The 20,589-nt window shown below is 42.1% G+C and carries 19 protein-coding genes and 1 pseudogene; 12 read left to right on the plus strand and 8 right to left on the minus strand.

Annotation, left to right across the window (positions count from 1 at the left end):
* Positions 1–97 precede the first annotated feature (97 nt).
* From LDO37_RS27750 to LDO37_RS27765, 4 genes are all read left to right on the plus strand, one after another.
* The gene (locus tag LDO37_RS27750; RefSeq protein ID WP_126606526.1) at positions 98–1,633 is read left to right on the plus strand and encodes a xylulokinase; all 1,536 of its coding nucleotides are present in this window, start codon (positions 98–100) and stop codon (positions 1,631–1,633) included.
* A gap of 222 nt (positions 1,634–1,855) precedes the next feature.
* On the plus strand, positions 1,856–2,518 hold the full coding sequence (locus LDO37_RS27755) for an HAD family hydrolase (RefSeq protein ID WP_126606527.1): 663 nt from the start codon (positions 1,856–1,858) through the stop codon (positions 2,516–2,518).
* A gap of 212 nt (positions 2,519–2,730) precedes the next feature.
* Complete coding sequence (locus tag LDO37_RS27760; RefSeq protein ID WP_126606528.1) at positions 2,731–3,150, plus strand: GNAT family N-acetyltransferase; 420 nt, start codon at positions 2,731–2,733, stop codon at positions 3,148–3,150.
* Positions 3,151–3,231: 81 nt separating this feature from the next.
* Positions 3,232–3,990 carry a DeoR/GlpR family transcriptional regulator gene (locus tag LDO37_RS27765; RefSeq protein WP_101111686.1) on the plus strand — a complete coding sequence of 253 codons (759 nt, stop codon included), beginning with the start codon at positions 3,232–3,234 and terminating at the stop codon, positions 3,988–3,990.
* Positions 3,991–4,018: 28 nt separating this feature from the next.
* On the opposite strand, the gene rbsK is transcribed toward LDO37_RS27765, so the two are convergent.
* Both rbsK and LDO37_RS27775 read right to left on the minus strand, forming a co-directional pair.
* Entirely contained in the window at positions 4,019–4,942 is a 924-nt protein-coding gene (rbsK, locus tag LDO37_RS27770; RefSeq protein WP_126606529.1) for a ribokinase, read from the minus strand.
* Complete coding sequence (locus tag LDO37_RS27775; RefSeq protein WP_126606530.1) at positions 4,939–5,781, minus strand: AraC family transcriptional regulator; 843 nt, start codon at positions 5,779–5,781, stop codon at positions 4,939–4,941. The genes rbsK and LDO37_RS27775 overlap by 4 nt, the downstream gene beginning before the upstream one ends.
* A gap of 201 nt (positions 5,782–5,982) precedes the next feature.
* Between LDO37_RS27775 and LDO37_RS27780 the strand changes: the two genes are divergently transcribed.
* The 6 genes from LDO37_RS27780 to LDO37_RS27805 all read left to right on the plus strand — a co-directional run bounded on the left by LDO37_RS27780 (position 5,983) and on the right by LDO37_RS27805 (position 11,611).
* Positions 5,983–6,405, plus strand: a complete 423-nt coding sequence (locus LDO37_RS27780; protein ID WP_224055947.1) for a YHS domain-containing (seleno)protein — start codon at positions 5,983–5,985, stop codon at positions 6,403–6,405.
* Between the two features lie 295 nt (positions 6,406–6,700).
* The gene (locus tag LDO37_RS27785) at positions 6,701–8,032 is read left to right on the plus strand and encodes an MFS transporter (RefSeq protein ID WP_126606532.1); all 1,332 of its coding nucleotides are present in this window, start codon (positions 6,701–6,703) and stop codon (positions 8,030–8,032) included.
* Positions 8,033–8,277: 245 nt separating this feature from the next.
* The gene (locus tag LDO37_RS27790) at positions 8,278–9,339 is read left to right on the plus strand and encodes a hypothetical protein (protein ID WP_126606533.1); all 1,062 of its coding nucleotides are present in this window, start codon (positions 8,278–8,280) and stop codon (positions 9,337–9,339) included.
* Positions 9,339–10,466 carry a hypothetical protein gene (locus tag LDO37_RS27795; protein ID WP_126606534.1) on the plus strand — a complete coding sequence of 376 codons (1,128 nt, stop codon included), beginning with the start codon at positions 9,339–9,341 and terminating at the stop codon, positions 10,464–10,466. Before LDO37_RS27790 ends, LDO37_RS27795 begins: the two co-directional genes overlap by 1 nt.
* Positions 10,426–11,118, plus strand: a complete 693-nt coding sequence (locus LDO37_RS27800) for a hypothetical protein (protein ID WP_224055645.1) — start codon at positions 10,426–10,428, stop codon at positions 11,116–11,118. Before LDO37_RS27795 ends, LDO37_RS27800 begins: the two co-directional genes overlap by 41 nt.
* Positions 11,119–11,173: 55 nt before the next feature.
* Entirely contained in the window at positions 11,174–11,611 is a 438-nt protein-coding gene (locus tag LDO37_RS27805; RefSeq protein ID WP_126610149.1) for a GNAT family N-acetyltransferase, read from the plus strand.
* A 614-nt stretch (positions 11,612–12,225) separates the two neighbouring features.
* Here the strand turns inward: LDO37_RS27805 and LDO37_RS27810 are convergent.
* Entirely contained in the window at positions 12,226–13,308 is a 1,083-nt protein-coding gene (locus tag LDO37_RS27810) for an acyltransferase family protein (RefSeq protein WP_126610150.1), read from the minus strand.
* Positions 13,309–13,823: 515 nt separating this feature from the next.
* Here LDO37_RS27810 and LDO37_RS27815 point away from each other — a divergent pair.
* Together LDO37_RS27815 and LDO37_RS27820 are read left to right on the plus strand one after the other, a co-directional pair.
* Positions 13,824–14,090, plus strand: a pseudogene (locus tag LDO37_RS27815) (DapH/DapD/GlmU-related protein); the annotation flags it as partial.
* 805 nt (positions 14,091–14,895) lie between these two features.
* The gene (locus LDO37_RS27820; protein ID WP_185829957.1) at positions 14,896–16,620 is read left to right on the plus strand and encodes a glycosyl hydrolase family 18 protein; all 1,725 of its coding nucleotides are present in this window, start codon (positions 14,896–14,898) and stop codon (positions 16,618–16,620) included.
* A 141-nt stretch (positions 16,621–16,761) separates the two neighbouring features.
* Here the strand turns inward: LDO37_RS27820 and LDO37_RS27825 are convergent, their stop codons facing one another.
* From LDO37_RS27825 to LDO37_RS27840, 5 genes are all read right to left on the minus strand, one after another.
* The gene (locus tag LDO37_RS27825) at positions 16,762–17,763 is read right to left on the minus strand and encodes a metal-dependent hydrolase (RefSeq protein WP_126610229.1); all 1,002 of its coding nucleotides are present in this window, start codon (positions 17,761–17,763) and stop codon (positions 16,762–16,764) included.
* Positions 17,764–17,992: 229 nt separating this feature from the next.
* Positions 17,993–18,124 (minus strand): hypothetical protein, encoded by a 132-nt coding sequence (locus LDO37_RS30255; protein WP_263422461.1) that lies wholly within the window; start codon positions 18,122–18,124, stop codon positions 17,993–17,995.
* Between the two features lie 451 nt (positions 18,125–18,575).
* A complete protein-coding gene (locus tag LDO37_RS27830) occupies positions 18,576–19,178 on the minus strand; it encodes a LysE family translocator (protein ID WP_126607685.1) in 603 nt (200 codons plus the stop codon).
* Between the two features lie 49 nt (positions 19,179–19,227).
* Positions 19,228–20,058 (minus strand): AraC family transcriptional regulator, encoded by an 831-nt coding sequence (locus LDO37_RS27835; protein WP_126607686.1) that lies wholly within the window; start codon positions 20,056–20,058, stop codon positions 19,228–19,230.
* Between the two features lie 88 nt (positions 20,059–20,146).
* Positions 20,147–20,437: a hypothetical protein gene (locus tag LDO37_RS27840; protein WP_126607687.1), complete on the minus strand. Its 291-nt coding sequence runs from the start codon at positions 20,435–20,437 to the stop codon at positions 20,147–20,149.
* Positions 20,438–20,589 lie beyond the last annotated feature (152 nt).

Raw genomic sequence — 20,589 nt, forward strand, 5'->3', positions numbered from 1 at the left:
TTAATTAGGCACTGACAAGCAACCTACTGATAACTAAGGTTAATGCAAACAAAACAGTTACAAACAAGGCTCTTACAATTAAGGCAGAGAGGTCATTATGGCAACCCCCATATTTTTGGTTATAGATGTAGGAACAGGCTCGGTGAGAGCGGCTGCCGTGAGCAAAAACGGGGAAATGCTCGCTTTTTCTGCCAAAGAGCACGATCAGCATGTTCCAAAATATGGCTGGTGCGAACAACGCCCGATAGACTGGTGGCAAGGTGCATGTGAATCCATTAACGCAGTTATCCATCAAATTGGGCAGCGAAAATCGGATATCGTTGCCGTATCGTGCTGTGGCCAAATGCATGGCACCGTTCTAATTGACGAGTCAGGGCAACCCACTCGTGAATATGTACCGTTATGGAATGATAAGCGAACCATAAACCATGTAAATCAATACCAAGATAACTTCGGGCTGGAAAGCTGTTTAACCCATACCGCTAACCCACCAACACCTGCTTGGCCAGGGTTCAAACTTCAATGGTTTGCAGACAACGAACCAGAACTGTTGGATAAAAGTTGGAAAGTATTGATGCCGAAAGATTTCATTAATTTTCGGCTAACCGGCAATATTGCCTTTGATACAACAGAAGCGTCCGCCAGCTTTTTAATGGACGCAGACACCAAAGAATGGTCGCAAACCATGCTGTCACAATTGGGAGTGCCTCGTCGTTTACTGCCTCCATTGCGTGACCCGTTAGATGTACTTGGCTCCATTTCATTTAAAGCGGCTCAAGAGACCGGATTGCCAGAGGGGCTTCCCGTCGTGGTCGGTGGGGGTGATTTCCCCGTAACTTTGGTTGGCTCGGGCGTTACCGAGCCCGGAATGGGTTCCGATGTGACGGGTACTTCTTCAATCATCACTATCGCAAATAGCGAGCCAGTGAGGCACGAAGAAGTCTGCAATGTATTGATTCCCGGTAATCATTGGGGTGCGTTTTCATTGTTGGATGCCGGAGGCGATGCGGTGCGCTGGGCTAGGCGAGCAATGAACGAAAATACGCTTTCATACGAAGCCGCGACAACAAAAGCCGCCGAGTCTCCCGCAGGCAGCCGACACCTTTTCTTTTTACCTTACCTGACCGGAGAGCGGCTCGGAACAACCCGCAACTCGCGAGCGCAATTCTTTGGGTTAAATAGTCGCCATGGCCTTGCCGATCTGCACCGCAGTGTATTAGAGGGGGTCGCGTTTGCTGTTCGCAGACAAATCGAACAGATGAGCGGCTCAGATACCAAGAGTGCTTTTGATACCAAGAACAGTGCTAAAGTTGAACGCATCATTGCGGCCAGCGGCGGCGCGAAATCTCTACTCTGGCTGCAAATCAAAGCCAGCATGTACAACACTCCCATACTGGTTCCTAAAGAAGCGGAATGCGGTGTGATTGGCGCGACAGCCATAGCTGCAACTGCGACGGGTCATTTCAATTCATTGTCTGATGCTACACGACATCTTGTTCAGTACGAAAAAGAGATCCAACCGAACCCAGAATGGAAAGACACGTACGATCGTATGTACCCAATGTTCAATAAAATCAAGGCTGCAACAAGCGATCTCTACAGCGAACTCGATAAGCTAGAAGAAACTCTTTAACGCTTCTAATGCAGTGTTCTCTCGCCTGTATTTTATTTGATCATAAGCAAAGTTAAGACGCTGAGCCCTAAAATTGAAACATATTTGAGTATATATTGGACAACACTTACTCATTTAGATCTTGGTTCACTTGACGCTTTTTCGTTTAAAACGGGAATGAAGCTCCTATTCCAACCAAGGTTCTAGTCTTCAAATATTCGGTCGGCTCAGAAAGGTATATTCATGTTAAAGATTGATAAAGAACAGCTAAAGTTTGATGGTGTACTCTGGGATATGGACGGCACCATTGCCGATAGCGAACCGATTCACGAACGAGCCATTCGCCATACACTTAACAAGTATGGGGTAGACCCAACACACGACGACATGCAAAGCGTACTTGGAACAGAAGGGAGCAAAACCTTTGAATACTTTCAAACAACGTACGACCTCACCGTATCGTTTGACGATTATCAAGCCTCCAATTACCAGTACTTCTGTGCTCACAGTAACGAAGTGACCCCACTCTATGGGTGTGAGGTTTTCAAATCACTCCGTGCACTCGGTGTGCCGCAAGCTATTGTCACGAATTCCGACCGTATATTAGTCAATGCCAGCCTCGCCGCTCTCCAACTTGAAATACCGGGTTTGACGGTTGTTGCCCGAAACGACGTTAAACTGGGAAAGCCTTCACCTGAAGGATACTTGCGTGCTGCTTACCTTATTGATGTTGAGCCGAGTAAGCTTGCGGTGATTGAAGACAGCGTATTAGGCGCAAAAGCGGGGCTGCTTGCAGGAATGCAAGTCATTGGTGTTCCCATAGAGGAAAATCGTCACAAATTCTCCAGCGACGTCACCCTTGTTAAAAACGCACATTCGCTCATTGACGCCCTTTCAAAAAGCTAATGGGTAAGCCTTGCTTCTTCGGTCGAGCGTACACTCAAATTGCGATAGTGTTTATTTAACTCTTTCAATATGCATCAAAAAATTTGGTTTCGAGCACAGCATCTTCTATGAGCTGGTATATACTTTTTAAAAACCCTAATAACTCAAGTTGATACGGTTATACCCAAGTAACCTCACCTTGAGATCACCGTTTTTATATTCAGGTAGGCTACATGATCATCGAAGTGACTTATCATCCAAGCAAGCACGATTTGGAATCGATTTATCAGGCTTTAAAAGAGTTTAATGAACCCTTTTTCCCTGGGTTGGATGAAAAAGTATTGGCTCTTTTTATTCGGGACCAACACCATCAAATCATTGGTGGTATTGCGGCACACCTATTCTATGATTCTCTCCACATTCATCGTATTTGGGTTAACGAGACCTATCGCCGTAAAGGGGTAGGCACTAAGTTGCTAAAAACGGCTGAAAAAGAAGCTCGAAAAATGCAAGTTAAGAAAGTATTTTTGGATACTTACAATTTTCAAGCACCAGATTTTTACCTAAAGCATGGCTTTCACGAAGTGGGTCGCTATGTAGGTTACCCTCAAGATGGCACAGATAAAATATTTTATCGGAAGACTTTGATATGATGGACGGAAACCCAAGGTGATCTACCCTAGTACCCTGAGGAGATCGCCTGAAGTAACCTCTATGAACATCTGGAGTTAACCGTGAAACAAACGCAACGTCATCATGAAATACTCGCTTTATTGGACGAGCAAGGATTCCTTTCCACTGAAGCTTTTGTTGATACGTTTAACGTCAGCCCCCAAACGATTCGACGCGACCTAAATGAACTTGCTCAGCAAGGGCTTATCAGCCGACATCATGGTGGAGCATCCCTCTACTCTAGTACGGAAAATGAGGCCTATTCCACCCGAAAAATCAGCCATCAGGAAGAAAAAGCCCGAATCGCGACCGAGCTGGTCAAAAAAATCCCTAATGGCGCATCCATGTTTATTGATATTGGGACAACGACAGAAGCCGTAGCGACCGCGCTGTTGAATCATAAAGATCTTAAGGTTGTCACCAATAACATCAACGTTGCCAGTATTTTGATGCCGAAAGAGGATTTTACCGTCATCATCGCGGGCGGTCAGATCCGCAATAAAGACGGCGGTATTATTGGGGAAGCCACACGAGAGTTTATCGAACAGTTTCGAATGGATTTCGGCATCATAGGCATCTCGGGCATTGATTCCGATGGCAGCATGCTCGATTTTGATTATTCTGAAGTGAAGATTGCGCAAGCCATCATTGCCAGTTCACGCCAAACACTACTGGCTGCGGACAGCAGTAAATTCAACCGTGGTGCCATGGTGAACCTTGGTCATATTTCTCAGGTAGATTCGCTGTTTACCGATGAAGTACCAGCATCGAACTTAGTTGATGTTATCAAGCAACACGACGTTGAATTAGTGGTGTGCTGACCACCTTGAGGGAAACCTTAGCCCTCACTTATTTTCCCTGATTCTTTAGGAAGGCTTCCACTTCAGCAATAAAAGGAATGGACGTTTGCGCGCCAAAGCGTGTCACTGAAATGGCGGCAGCAGCGTGTGCAAACACCACCGCCTCTTCAAGAGATTTTCCTTTGGTCAGCCCCGCAATCAGCGCACCATTAAATGTATCGCCAGCGGCCGTTGTATCCACGGCTTCTACTGTAAAAGCCGGAATCAAATAGCCTATCCCATCCTGACTGACCCATACCCCTTTTGAACCCAAAGTAATTAGCACCATAAGCACACCTTTCTGATGAAGATATTGTGCTGCTTTCGATGCCGATAAATGGTCCGTCACTTCGATTCCCGTTAGAATCTGCGCTTCCGTTTCATTAGGGGTGAGTATGTCAACTTTTGAAAGTAGGCTATCTGGAAGCACACTGGCTGGCGCAGGGTTAAGCACAACTTTTTTGTTAGCGCTGTACGCAATATCAATCGCCTTCTCAACCCCTGAAATGGGGGTTTCCAGCTGAACCAGCAGATAGTCGCCCTGTTCTATAATATCCGCAAAACCCGACACCACTTTCGCCGTGAGATGATCATTTGCCTCGGCTGAAATGCAAATGTTGTTTTCACCACTTTCTGCCACTTGAATCATCGCAATACCCGTTGCGCAATCGGGCTCTACCTTGATCCCAGAGACATCAATCCCGTCCGACTGATACTGCTTTCGAATGCCTAGCCCAAAGGGGTCGTCCCCAACACACCCAATAAAATGAGTCTCTGCACCCAGCCGTGTAGACGCCACCGCTTGATTCGCCCCTTTTCCACCAGCAATGACCCGATAATTTCGACCTTTTAAAGTTTCACCAGGGCGTGGAAACGTAGGAACTTGTAACACGTGATCAGCGTTGATGCTCCCTAACACGACAATTCCGTTCATAACTCTCTTTCGTCAGCCTCTTTTTTTAATGCCATCCATTGGCGTGGAGACACGCCTGTAATTTTCCGAAACACCTTACTGAATCCGGAGTAACTCTCGTACCCCACGTGATCCAGCACCCAATGCATCGGCTTTCCTTGTAAAATGAGCGATTGCGCAGCCCCAATACGCCAATGTGCAACGTAATTGCCGGGGGTCATTCCTACCACTTTTTTAAAGGTATCGATGAATACCGTTCTCGACATCGCCCCTTTCTCTGCCATGTCTTCCATGGTGAAAGCTTTATACGGAAGTTGGTGAATCATATTCAGTACTTCCGATAATCTAGGGTGCGACAACCCAGCCAACACACCTTGTTTTACTAAATTGCTATCAACTATGTGGCGAAAAAGCATGATCATCATGACATCACTCAACTTGTCGAGGATCACCTGCTGCCCTAGCTCTGCACTTTCCGCTTCCAGAAACAATCCTTCCATTATCGGCGACAACGCAGGCAATGTTCTGAACGGAATCACAATTTTGTCTGGAAGTGCGGAAAAAAGCAGCTCCCACTTCCCTTCACTGTATTCAATTGTAGAACACACCAACTGAGCCCCATCCGATAGCCCTTCAATAACATGAGGGACCGTTTGCGGAAAATACACAATAGAAGGCTCATCGACCTTCATTTCCTTCCCTTTGTGATCTCGCAGTATCAACTTGCCGTCACGCACAATGTGAAGGTGACCTTGATTCTTTTCATCATCCCCAAATGACGAGGTCCCGCAGAGCTGCCCCGTATAGAAAACTTCAGACCGCATTGAGAGTTGTTGTATCAGTTTAGATAAAGCATCCATGAAAACCTCGGACTATTGGCACACTTTTACGCATTTCTGTACCCAAATAGACCGGGCATCTGCCTTAAATTACTTCACACACGGTCAGGGCAAGCCGCAGAAATTACGGAAACCTGACATTAAGAAGATAATAAAAGGAGTTTTCCTATGTCTGTTTCAAATAAATCTCTTAAGCGTCTTATTAGTTTAGGCGGTATTGCGATGCTTCCTTTCTCTGTGATGGCTGCCGACATCGACGTAAGCGCTGATGCCAACGACCTGGCAATTAAGGGTTACGACCCAGTAGCGTACTTTACGGCCAGTGAACCAACTGTCGGTAATCCAGAATTTTCAGCGACTTACAAAAATGCGATTTACCATTTCGCTTCAGCTGAAAACCGCGATACGTTCCGTGCAGATCCAGCGGCATACGCACCACAATACGGTGGTTACTGTGCATTTGGTGTTGCCATGGGTAAGAAGTTTGATACCGACCCACTCGCGTGGAAGGTAGATGAAGGCAAGCTTTACCTAAACCTTGATAAATCAGTGCAGCAACGCTGGTTAGAAGATGTGACCGGGTTTGTTAAAACCGCGAACGGAAACTGGCCTGAAATCAAAAGCGTAAGCGCTGATAAATTATAAGTTTCCCCTCCCTTGCTTTGAGTTCTCTCCCTCTATCCAATTCTCTGCAAGGGATCTTTTTATTCCCTGTCTTGGGTTAGCGCCCAATCAAAAGCCTCTTATGAGGCTTTTTTCTTTGAAACCACAAGAAATAACACCACGAACATGCTTTTTTATCTCATGGTGAAACAGATGTGTTGAACAAGAAATGGATAGATTTTTGCAACCACCCCATCATTTCAATAGTGCTACCTAGCATCTAGAGCTTACTTGGGTGTATACCTAATGTAATGTTGCTCAACGTGCAGAAAACCTCATGACACTCAAAGAAATCTTAGATATCCGTAACGTACGCTACTTCTTAGTGTTTCGAATCAGCTACTTTGCACGCTTTTACTACCCAGTATTCACCCTACTCTATTTAGATTACGGCTTAACACTCTCTCAATTCGCAATACTGAACGTGATTTGGGCAGCGACCATTGTTATTTCTGAGGTCCCATCGGGTGCGTTTGCCGATACCTTAGGACGCAAAAAACTCGTCGTCTTGTCTTCTGTGGTGATGTTCGTTGAAATTGCCATGATCGCCCTTGTGCCCACGGGCAATCCCACGTTGGTCTTTGTTGTGTTTATGATCAACCGAGTATTGAGTGGTTTAGCCATGTCTTTGGCGAGTGGTGCGGATGAAGCTCTGGCTTACGACACCTTAAAAGCGCAAGGCAAAGAAGAAGTGTGGCCACAGGTGTTACAAATCCAGCTTCGTATCTCATCTGGTGTGGGTATTTTTGTCACCTTGCTGGGCGCCGCCATGTACGATGTGAATTTTATGGCGACCGTTTACCAATTTCTTGGAATCGCCGCGCCAGAGAATACCCAAGACATCATGCGTATTCCCGTATTTGCCACTTTATTTGTCGCGATCATCGCCATTTATGCCGCGATAAACATGGAAGAAGACAACAACGCATTACCATCCCACAGCAGTAAATGGGCAACGACAGTCGCCAGCCTTAAACTGACAATCGATACCGGTAAGTGGGTCATTGCCACTCCCTACGTGCTGTTTATATTGCTCTATTACAGCTTGTTCGAGCATATCTCGCGCATGTTTTTAACCATGAACAGCCAATACTATCGCGCCATCGATATCCCGATTATCTATTTCGGGTTTATAGGTGCAGGGATAAGTTTGCTGCAAATTCTGCTGGCAGGGCAAAGCCGACGTTTAGCAGAAAGCATAGCGCCGAGAACCTTTCTATTGGTGATGGGGATCGCCACCGCCATCACTTATTATTTGATCAGTCTTGGGTGGTCGATTTACGGAGTCATCCCCGTTCTGGTGCTGATTTTCATCAACATGACGATAAACATTTTCATTAGCTACCACCTCAACAAAAAGACCGAATCGCACAACCGAGCCACGGTTCTGAGTTTTAAAGGATTGATGTTTAACCTAGGATACGGGTCGATCGGTATTCTTTACGCTTACTATTACAAACTCGTCTCGCAAAGCTACACGGAGCAAGAGATTGAACAACACCTCGATTTCTTAGCGTCACTCTCTTCATTCTGTTACTACTTCGCATTTTGGTTTGTCGTAATTAGCGGGTGGTTTTACTTTAAGAGTAGGAGGGTTGGGATTTTTTGAGGTCTGGAAAAGTGTTTAATCTTCCTAGCGTGTTTACGGACAGAAACAAGGTGGGCTTGCCCACAAACATGCTAGCAACTTATAAACCCATTTATCAAAGGCTCCCAATCTGACTGTTATGCTCCTAGGTTTTTGTTGGGGTAAAACATGCGAATGAAAATTTGATATGCTCAAATGCAATATGCATTAGGCTGATATACAATGTGCCTCTTATAACTTCCACTGCTTGGAGCTGGACACGTACAATGGGCGAAACCTCAAACATCGCAAAGATGGCGGAAAAGATATCAGAAGACATATTTAAATGGTTCAAGTGGGAGCATGTGCCGATCAAAGATTTGAACTTCACCTGTCACAAAGGAAGGGAGCATTCAAGCAGCTCCCAAGACAAGAAAACACATCCTGTAGATACAATTTTTAAATATAAAGATCCTTACAAAGGGCGAGAAGTAATTTTTAACACTGACCTTAAAAGCTATAAAAAAGGGTCAATCACCTCTTCAGCTCTGCGAGATGCTATTTGGTCATTGGCTCGAACTATAGACTGTGCTGATGGCAGTGATGAATGGCGAAAACGTTACGCCTTGAGTTCTCAAAACTACGACATTCGCGGACTCCTTTTCGTTTATAACCATGATGGTGAGTACCAGAATAATTTTCTTGATCTTTTTAAGCCTAAAATAGGAAAAGAAGGAAAGTTAACTGGTGGAATAAATATAGGTAATGTTCCTTTAAGAGAAGGACAGCAGTTACACATAATAGAGCCTTTGCTGATTCAATACATGAGAACCATAATTTCAGATATGGATAAGTTACATAGAGAAGGATCGTTTCCAGAAAAAAGTTATTCTTTTTATTATCCTGATCTTTTACTGCATAAGCTAAAAGGGGATACCCAAAACCATCCAGCTACAATTGAACTCATCTCTGGACCTTATATGATTATTAAGCATGATGATATTGTTAAATGGTGTGAGAGTACTAATGCTCCTGTTGTTCGATATGGGAAAGGCTATGTTATTTATTACAACCAAACAGGGGATACATATTTAGAGTTTATCTACCTATTTGATATGTTGTCTAACCTTCAGATCCTAAGAACTAAGGAAAATAAAATTAGAATTCGAGTTGCTCATAGACAACCTTTTAATGATATAAGAAGTAGCTTTCAGACAGCAGTTGAAATATATTCCCATAGTCTTGGAGGTGATGAGTTTAAAGCTGAGGTCTTGAAATCAATCGAGTTAGAAATCGTGGAACAAACTAAAGATATCTTTAGCACAAATGATATTGGGTGGGATCGATAATGGTTCAATCATCGCTGCATGCAGCAACAGATAAAGCCGTATTTGATGCTGTTAATCAGCATAAAATAACAAAAGAAGAAATACTGAATATGTTCTTTTCTAGGGGAGTTATTGTTTCAAAGAAAACTGATAAAGATGAGTTGGCAAAAGAGTTTTCTTCGTTCTTTCATAGTTACCATGACTACGACAGCTTATCTTCTATTTTAGGTGTTAACAATAGAAAAGAAAAGTTAACCTCCTATACGTTAGATACGTCCTTAAAAGTATCTGATGTTGAAAGCTCTATAAAAAAAATCAAAGAGAAGATCGTAGAACAAGGAGCAACTGTAGAGCATAAGGTAAAAAGAGAAGGAAAGAAAATTGAGCTAGCTATAACTTATCAAGTTTTAAATTTGTCGAAGAATGACTTTCAACAAGTCAGTGTAAGAGATGCTGTCTTGACAATTGAAGAAACTGATAGTGGCTTAGATATTCAACATCCACAAAATAAAAAATTATCCGACATTAGCGATGAGTTAATTGACGTACTTGAAAGTAAAGATAAGTCATTAGAAAAAGATGAAATAGAATTGTCTGCTTTTGAAAAGCCCGAAGATAGATGTCAATTTTTTGATTATCTAACAAAAGGAGTTGAAGGTTTTACTTGTAAAGATGTAACGGATACTTACGTATTTAACCCTAGTAAAAAGGTTACCTCAGGACAAAAAAACGAGGTTCATATTACGAGTGCGTCTTTGAAAGGTACTGGTGTGAACTTATCAGATGAACTGAAAAGCTTGCATGAGCAAGGCTTCTATACTTGGAGGGTTATTTGGAAAGCAGTGAAGGAAAATAAAGATTCATCTGATTTGTATGTCTTCGAGGCTCAGTTTAGCGATGCTGAGGAGTGCAAAGACTTCTCCTTCATTGTAAAAGGCTCATATAAGAGAAAAGATGAGGGTATAGTCGGGGACGTTTCAGGTCATAATGTTAATAGGACTCCTATATCACTAATTGAAGAAGATCAGCTAAATAAACTCATTAACAAATCAGCATGGAGTGCTATTGAGAAGCTATCTTCCTCATGTGCTACTGAAGGTGATGAAAATGACAATACAGCGAAGCAAGTGGTATCAGTTAAAAACTAAGCTCTCTATTTCGGGCATTTCCGATAAGATCAGAGCTTACACATATGAACAATCAGACTCTTTTGGATTTGACTTGGTTAGCATTCGTGAAACAAGTATCTTAGTTAGATATTCTGAAAAGTTCATACATATAGATAGCTTTCTAAATGCTTATGGTGAAGATGTTACATCTGAGACAGTTAGATATAAACTTGTAAACTTCTCTATATCAATAATTGATGATAGCAAGTATCTAATACATATCGAAAACTCACCACGATCTACTTTGGATCTATTTTATAATTTAGAGAAGGTTATCCAGTCTGATTTATCACTGAGTCTAATATCTATTAATATTTTAGATTTTCTGGAATCTCTTAAATATAGAGACGAAGTTAAACAATTTAAAATTAAGAAGGCTGTATTTTCAGGAATAACAATTACGCCAAAGTCTAGAGCGAAGATTGAAATCACCTCAAGCCAAAATGCATTGTTAGACTTTAAGGAAAAATATAACAATAGTAGCTTTATTATCGATACAATAAATTGCCATTTTAGGTTTAATGGCGAGGAGGTAAGTTTAGAATTGAGAAAAACAGGAACCATTTCTCATTCTAAAAGACTTCTTAATTTTTTGAATGATGAACTGTTAAAAAAAGCTATAAATATGTGAACTTTTATGTAGGCTCTCGTCTCCCATTTCTGAGACGAGAACTATAAGGGAAAATATGAAGATCGAGCCAGAGAATTTTCTGAATAAAATTTTTGATGTCGAGAGTAAAAGAATCTTAAATGATATTAAAGATTATACTCCTCTAAAACCCGTGATTGAGGGATTTAATGAAGAACAAAATGTAGCAGCTTTAAGCTACATTGTTGATGTTTTCAAGGAATGCTTTGAAGTTGGAGATCTAAAGGTTCATATTGAAGTTGAAAGTTCGAAATTGAAAGCTTATGCGATGTACTTTATTTTTCATCAAACAAAAACAATATATTTGCACTTTTTATGGGTAAACAGTGAGTTTAGAAAAAAAGGGTTAGGTAAGAGTATTGTTAGTAAGTTTAAAACCATGAGCTTGATACGTGCCTTCTATGCGACTTTACTAAAGTTGGTTATTATGAAAGTTGTGGTTTTAGGTTTATGTCTAAAGCAAATACCCCGCTAGGTGATAACTTTAAAATGTCAAAATATCTGTATCATAGTTTGTCGATCATGACCAATTCGAAATCTTCCACGCAGGCTCCAATTTTCTACTTGAACGATAATGACTTAAGAGCTATTTCAGGTGTTAGTGAAATTGAGTTTCAAAAGCTGGCAAGTCTTGAGCCAAAAATATAATAAGTATTTAAGAATGATTACCAGCGCTTGGAATTTTTCATCTGCGTTGGGTTTTGTCAGTCATTCACTTTTTCGACAGATTAGAACCTGACGCTACACATAATCATGCACTCATGAAGACTTGAAATAGGAAAGTAATTTTACATACTTTTGGTAGATTTTGAATATCACCGCTCGGTAGCCTCCTATTAGGAAGTGTACGTCAAAACTCAGCGTCATGATTCGTGCTGAGTTATTGCTCCATCACATTTTTTGGGAAAAAACATGTTACGGCTCCTACACACGAAAAGCCTAAGTCGCCAACATAGATTGTATGTTAGTTTCTGAGGAAAGCTTGCTAGGAATAGCAAGCAGCAACAAACATCATGATAGCAAACCACTAATTAGTGGCTTACTACCAAATACCCTCTCACAGTTGAAAACCAGCCTAGCCCCCCCTTGCTACGCTGTCTTCGCCTCTTTTCTACTTTGACCTTCCTCTGGAATGCGCAAAATTTTTAGCATTGCCATTTTAAATACTGGAGCCAGCCTGCGTTCTACTTGTGTATGAATGACATAGGCTGCCACAAACATGAGAGCAATGGTCGAAGTGACCAGAACAACAGGATCAACGGAATCACCAAAATGATTGAAAATGATGTAGCCGATGTTTTGGTGTACTAGGTAAATCGGGTAAGTTAGCACGCCTAGGTAGTACAGCCACTTTTGTCTGAGTATGTTTTCTTTACAGAAGGCGGTAACGCAGAACAGCATAAAGAAGGCGATGTTGAGAGTGGCAATGACCGTGGTGTTGAATGTGATAGAGAACCAGCCAGACATTAACTCACCAAACAATGTCGATTGCTTAACCATATAAACAAGCGACAGTGCCAGAAGTAGCATTTTAAAGGTAGACGCGCCATCACGGCGAATGTAGTAAAAGATGCCTCCAGCGGCAAAATACCCGCTCCAATGAGGAAAAATAGACACCCACATGTTCATTTCTTTAGCCCAGGGGTGGAATAGTGTGGCGGTTGATACAATGAGCACTAAGGCAATCACATGCAGGAAATACTTCATCATTCTAAAAAGCAGCATAACAAAGACGAGTAAGTAAAATTTCACTTCAAGAAACAGAGTCCAATATGCCCCATCGACAGGCATATGCCCGAACCAGTAATTCACCATAGTTAAGTTCGCTAGGAACTGTGCACCGTCGACCGTGAATTTGGGTGCACCAAAATACACAGTAACAATACTGGTCAGAACTAATGCGACCCAGTAGGCAGGAAAAAGGCGAGAAAAACGGGATGCCACAAACTTGCGTGCACTGCCCCCTTCTACGCTCATAAAAATAACAAAGCCACTAATCACAAAAAAGAAATTGATGCCCATATAGGCGTAACGGCTCCAAGTACGAGTATTTTCTAGATCAATAATAGGGGCATGACCCGCCATATGCGCAGAATAGGTATAGTGAAAAATCACAACAAAAATGGCTGACAAAAACCTGAGTAAATCTATTTCGTAAAACCTTGTCTTCATATTTAATTATCCATAAAGTCAAATAAAAACCTTTCGATTCCAACGTAATATAAGCCGTTCATAGCTTATAACTAGGGGGCAAACTTCAGATAGGAAAAGTAATATCAAGCAGCACACCAACACCACTTAACATACTGTTATAATTAATTTTTACTATTTAAAACACGAACCACAATCTTACATGGCTTTTTGTATTCTATATCTCAGTCGCTATTCATTATGTGCTAACACTCATAAAACAAAGTATTTTTATAAGGTATCTCACTCAATATTTAGTGATAATAAATTGAAACTAAATAATCCTTAATAAAACTTAAACTAAAAATTGAACATCGCTTTATATTGATATTTTTTCACAAACGTCATTGTAATAATTTAATGAATGAGAATTCGAGTATTTAAAAAATCTGGATAGCTTTCAAAACGGAATTCGAACAATGGAATGTTTCCCGCTACTGGCAAAGCAATGAATATATAGCACTGCCAGTGATACACTATTGCCTTGTAAACCGATAAATACGCAGCTTTACTGTGCTAGCCATGACCTGAATTACCTTGCGCGTCGTAACTGGGAAACCTCCTGTGCTCCCATAAACATTGAAGACAACGTATGGATTGGCGGTAATGTTGTGATCAACCAAGGTGTGACAATAGGTGCGCGATCTGTAATAGCAGCCAATTCAGTCGTGAATAGCGATGTACCGCCAGATTCACTGTATGGTGGAACACCTGCCAAGTTAATCAGAAAAATTCATGAAAATGGTGAAGATATAAGCCGTTAATAGACGTTAGAAGAGGAGGATTTTCTAACATTCTAGCGATGCTCCTCAAAGCTACACCGCCGAATACACGAGAACAGCCTATCGCAATACTGTATCTCGCATTTCAAATACTCAGCCACCAACTGCTTTCAACTGCTACCCTACCTCGACAACGTGTACCGCGTCCCCGCAATATATCATTCTATTTGAGAGAATAATGGCTTTAACAGTTTGTCATCTCATATCGAAATGAATTGCGTATTTATAGCGCTCTCTAATATTCTGAATCACGATCAAAAATAATATTCTCGGATGAAAGAAAATACAGTATTACACTCCAAATAATAACAGTGCTAAATACGGAATAATATTTAACCTAAAGGGTATTTTTTCCTTAAATAAATATTCAACAAATTATTTAAAATCGATAATTTACTATCAAAAATCTCGCTATGTTCATTAAAAATCTTCATCCTTGTTGAATTTTTATTCTTTTAAACATTTAAAAAATAAATCAGTCTTTTTATTGAGACAGTATTTTTTCAACAAAAAATAACTCGAATAAAAATCACAAAATAAACATTAATAATGGAACATTATAATAACAATAAATTGACATACAAAAATAACTAATTGATTTTAAATGATTTAATATCTTACTCATTACAAATAATATTCTTTGAAAAAGAATAATGAATTCTGTTGCATATGGATCGTATTTTATAAAAAACATAACGTAATTATCAGCAACAACAAACATAATGTTGGTAAAACAAAAACATTAATAACTTGAATATTATTGAAGGTAGATTAAATGAAACCATCTATGAAAATAGTTAGTTTAGCTATATTAGCGGCGTGCAGTGCCACGGCACACAGTGCTCCAAAATGGACCCAAGCTGAACAAGTATTTAATACTTATGAAGACAACGCATCACTACTACCAGTAGCGGGATATGTTTCTAACTGGGGAGGGTATGAGCGTAGTTTTAATATCAATGACATTGACGGAAAATACGACAAGTTAGTTTATTCTTTCATGGCGCTTTGTGGGACAGAAATAGGGGACCCAACGATTACTTCTGCGGTTAAATCCGCGAAGAAAATCTGTGCCGATGGTGGATACCCAGACTTCACGATTGTCTTTACCGACCTATACGCAGATCTTCAGAAAGATCTTGGTGCTGGTAACGGTAATTGGCACAACGACCTCAACGGTCCTGCTACTTTTGAGTCCGGTCAGAAATACGCGGGTGGTTTAGTTGCTGTTCTGCGTGAAATGAAGAAGCGCGACCCAGGCTTGGAGCTTGCTTTCAGTGTGGGTGGCTGGTCTCTGTCTGAACCATTCTCTCGTATGGCAAGTACGTTTGAATCTCGTAAAGTGTTTATCGACAGTGCTGTTAAGTGGTTCACCTTGTACCCTATGTTTGATCAGCTCGATATTGACTGGGAATACCCAGGTGGTGCGGGTGCGAGCGAAAACTCATGGTCACCAGACGATGGTAAAAACTACGCACTTCTTATCAAAGAGCTTCGTACTGCACTAGATGCTGCGGGCATGCAAAACAAGAAAATTGCTATCGCTGCGGGCGCTCCTGCGACAAAACTGGACGCATCAAACATCAAAGCTTTGATAGACAACGGTTTGGATTACGTCCACTTAATGACATACGACTTCATGGGTGAATGGCAGGATAAGCTTGCGCATCACACAAACTTGTCGGGCGAGTTGTTAAAAACTGACGACACTTTCCACTCCGCTGAAAAATCAATCGACTACATGATTGACGTGCTTGGCATTCCATCAACAGCGATTCAGATTGGTTACGCAAACTACAGCCGTAACGCAGGTCAGGTGAACCTTCAAAGCGTTTCTCCTCTGGTTGGCTCATTTACACCGGGTAATTCAACAAACAAATCTTATGATACTGGCTCTTCAGAGCTTTTTGATTACGCGAATAAACTTGTGAGCTTTAAGAGCACGGGTGCCGCTGGCATGCAAGGCTATGAGATTTATACCGACATAGACGCAAATGCAGACTTCCTGTTCAACAAGAGCACAAAACAATACGTCAGTATCGATACACCTCGAACTGTTTACGCAAAAGCCGCGTACGCGAAAAAACGTAATCTGGGTGGTATCTTTAACTGGATGGTCGATCACGATCCTGGTTACCACATCAATGCGGCACGTGAAGGCTTAGGCTACAAAGTTACTCAAACTAAATTGGACATGACTAACGTAGTGAATACGTGTGGGCTTATTGATGTAAACGGCAATAAACTGTCTGATGAAGACTGTAAGATATTGACTGGCGTTAAAGATGGTTCTATCGGTCCGATTGAACCGCCTACAAAGCCAACTGAGCCACCAACAAAGCCAACAGAGCCGCCTGCTGACCTATGGGACGCGACAAAAACTTACCAAACTGGCGATATCGTCACGTTCGAAAATGAAAAATGGAGAGCGCGATACTGGACTCAAGGTGGTGAAAACCCGAAAGCGTCATATCAAAAAGATAAGTGGGGTAACTGGGAACCAGCAAACTAAAACCTGATTTTTAACACTCTCTCATTCGCCCCTGCTCTGGCTAGTTCAGAACAGGGGTTTTCCTTATCAAAACTCTCGCTGTTAAGTAGATAAATACCACCCCAACCTAGTTGAATCTAGTGATGCTTTCTCAAGACCCAATCAATAATCAAAAAGCATATTAAAATACTTGTCTCTTGAAGCTGGGGAGTTGTCTCGGTGTGTGGCGTACTCTACGTGAGCCTCCACGGGCGCGTTTGGTGATAGTTTGATACTCCAAAGTGCGTTAAGTTGGTTTGGTACCACGGAATAACGTACATCAATAATGCGCAGCTCATCGGTAGGGTCTTGAGCGATATACCCATTAGAAAACCAGCGAAAACGTTCGATGTCTTTGGCTTGCTGCGAATCGGAGGCGAGCCAAGGAAAATCTCGGCTTACATTTAACTTTTTAGTGAATTCGCCGGGATAGGCTTTCACCGATGCTCCCACCCTTACAGCATCCACGTAGAAATGGTCCTCGGTCTCATAGACCACTTTCCAAAGTAAAAGATTCGCGAAGCTCGGTTTGGCTTCCAGCTTAATCGGCGAATGCTGCCTCTCTTTCGCCAATTGCCACCCGGCTTCTTCAGCTCTGTCTCTTTGAATCATTCCTAATGTGAGATAGGTAAGCGCCCAAAGAAACGCGATACGAGCGAACAATGGGTTTCGTTTCAGCACGGCAAATACAAGTAACACCAATATTGGAAGAGTGAAGGCAGGATCAATAATGGATACCGTATTCCACGCAAAACGTGCATTGCTGAGCGGCCAAAACAGCTGAGTACCATAACTGGTACAGGAATCCAGCAGCGCATGAGTGCCATAACCCAGCGCACAAAAAAGCCAACTTTGTTTAAATGAAAGCCCGCGCCTTTTTGAGATAAGCGGATGCAAAACCAAGGCACAGATTAAGCTTCCAATTGGGATAAACAGGAGGGAATGAGTGAACTGCCGATGAAATTCCAAATACAACAGTGGGTCGGTCGATGAACGAATGAGCACATCCAAATCGGGAGCCATTCCTGCAAGCAGCCCTAAAACCCCAGCGACAACCACATTGTGTTTTTTGCTCACCGACTGAGGCAAGGAAGCGCCTAGTAAGCCCTGTGTTAATGGATCCATCAAATACTCTCAAATTAGGTTTTGCCGAACACAGTTATACTGTATTACGTAATGCAGAGATCATCAAAAGTGCTTTGATTTCAGTGTAAAAGGAAAGATCCCTGTTCGCTAATCTAAGTCATCAAAACGCATCGTGGACACAAAAAAAAGCCTCGAAGATCGATATGGTCTTCGAGGCTTTTTAAATAAATGTGTCGCAATGGATTAGCGAGTCTAAAACCGTATCGGGTTAGATCGCTTCTTCTTGAGCTTGCTTCACTAATGCCTGACGTTGAGCTTCTTTTTCGCATGACGCGTTATTATTGTTTTTGCTTTCATTTTCCAATTCACTTGGAACGAATACATAGTACTTATTGAACATCTTGAACCTCAAACTGCATGAATCATTACGCTCGAAATTATTCACCTAGCGTAATCAAGCCGCAGATATTAATGACTTTATGCTCAATATTCAATCAAATTTATGTAATCCTTTGTCAGAAATCGCGTTCGAGAAGAGCTTCAGGAAGTAGAACCCAAAATGGGGGATATACCCAAGTAACCTCAAGGTGCAGGATTCAGAGCCTCATATTCTGTTTCAATTCAAGCCTTTCTACTTCAAAATCAGGAACGCAGCGGAATGACGAGTCCTTTCCAAGTTCTTAGACGATGAAGTGGGGCAGAATATGGGCTCCCAAGGGCGAGTTTAACTGGCTTTCATACTGCGTTATCGATTCTTGATTTAGAACCACTAGATCTACCAATCGATGCCTTGCCTGAAAGCCAGTTCCCTATTCTTTGGTAAGGAAACCGCTGAACCTAGCATCTTGAGGTCACTTGGGTATACAGATAGTTTCAAACCCTAAACTGATAGCCACGGCAACAAGCAACCAAGCCAAGATTCGGTTGAACGCTGAAAAAACATTAGGGTTCTTGAGCTTGTGACCTAACACTTCTCCGAGTATGGAATAAGATGTTGGGGCTCCGAATGCTAAAACAGCGAAAATCCCCGACCAGAGCACCGCATCCATGCCTACAATACCACTTGCCGGAAACTGCACCGCCGCAACAGGCAAGACGACTGCTGGCGCTTTGGGGTTGAGCAGTTGAATGAGTACCCCATCCTTAAAGCTCAGTATCTTCTCGGTTTTATCGCCGACATTGAGTGAGCTAACATCGCTGGTGTGCAGTTTCCACGCAATGTATAGAATATAGCTGCACCCTATCAAAGCAACGTAGGGCAACCATTGAGTAGGAATGAGCGTTTTTCCAGCCCAGCTGATTGATACAAATAAGATAAACATAGCCGTTCCGACTCCGGCAAAAAAGCCAAGGTACCGCTTCGTATTGCTTTGCAGACCACCGTTTAACCCCAGTAAGTTAACAGGTCCAGGCGTGTACATAACCCCTATGGCGTAGGCGAAGATTTCTAGCATTGATTTATACTCTTGAATGCTTTTATTGATTAAAAGCGAAAGCGTTTAATTAGGAGAGGCGCTGCTTTTGGTACTGTGCAGGGGTCATCCCATAGACACGTTTGAAGCGCCGATTGAAATGGCTGCTGTCGGCAAATCCGGCTATTTGTGCAATGTCAGTTGCGGTTTTCCCTGACTCCAGAAATCCTTTAGCCAGATTCAATCGACAGTTGAGCACGTATTGATGAGGGGTTATACCGTATTGCGCTTTAAAGACCCGAATCAGATGGTATTTCGACATATTACACGCATGGCTGATGTCATCGATCGAGATATCCTCTCTGGCATGCGCATGAATAAAGGCTTTGGCTTTCTGAAGTAATGTTTCACGACGGGTGTTTTTCACCAGCTCCTCGGGTGCCTGCCCACTCATTCGAATAATCGAATGAGCAACTTCAAGCATTGCAGCATCGTATTCCACTGCAGATACGCTGTCTTCAGACATCCAGTGTGACAGGGTCAAAATTTGCTGACGAAGTATCGAGTCGTTCGATAGCGTTTCTTGGACTCTTACCTGATTGGTGGTTCCGACTCCTAAAGCCTGAAAGTGCGAAGTAAATTCGTCGGGATGAACATAGAGCATGACGTACACGAGATCTTCAGTACCACCGGATTGCCCGTCGTGCACATCTTCTGGGTTGAATACCATTACCCCGCCCGCTGGGCTTTGGTGAAACTGGTTACGGCAAAAGAAGTCTTGCCGACCTTTTAAGGTCACGCCAAAGGAATATTCTTCATGAGCGTGTTTGTTGTATATAAAGTCACTCATGCTGGCACTCAGCAGCATCAGCCCATCAATGCTCTGATTTCCTTGGTAGTGAAATTGATTTTTGTCCTGCATGGTCAATTTCCGGTTCGTCCTGAATGAGTTAAGAATAGGGCATCAATGAGCACTGAGATTGAACAAAATTGCTCGTTTTAGAAAATAGTTAAAACAGTAGAAGTAAGCTTATGAAGGTTACCGTTATTCCAGCAAAGCCCAGAGCCTGTAAAACGCTTTCATGGTATTCCTGTTGCCAGCTTGGGAATAGAATTACCATGTATGAAGCAGAGGGGACTCCAATAGCAAAGCTCCCTATTCGATGATGTTCAGGCAGTTCGACAAAGAAAGTGAGATAGATGGCGTAAACCAAGAAGTAGAATGTTCCTATCCATTCCGTACGATGCAAATCTCTCCATACAAAAAACAGAGAAACGAAAGGAATGAAGATTAAAGCCATTACTACCTCGAACAATTAATTTATCTATTAGCACATAACCATACTTCAAAGAATAGGTAGAAAGGGGGCTATTTTTCATATATGAGTCTGCAATTGTGAACTATTTTCAGGATATAGGAGCTTTAAAAAGTAAAAAGGGTGCCAATTGGCAC

It is taken from the genome of Vibrio penaeicida (assembly GCF_019977755.1).
GTDB classification, from domain to species: Bacteria; Pseudomonadota; Gammaproteobacteria; order Enterobacterales; family Vibrionaceae; genus Vibrio; species Vibrio penaeicida.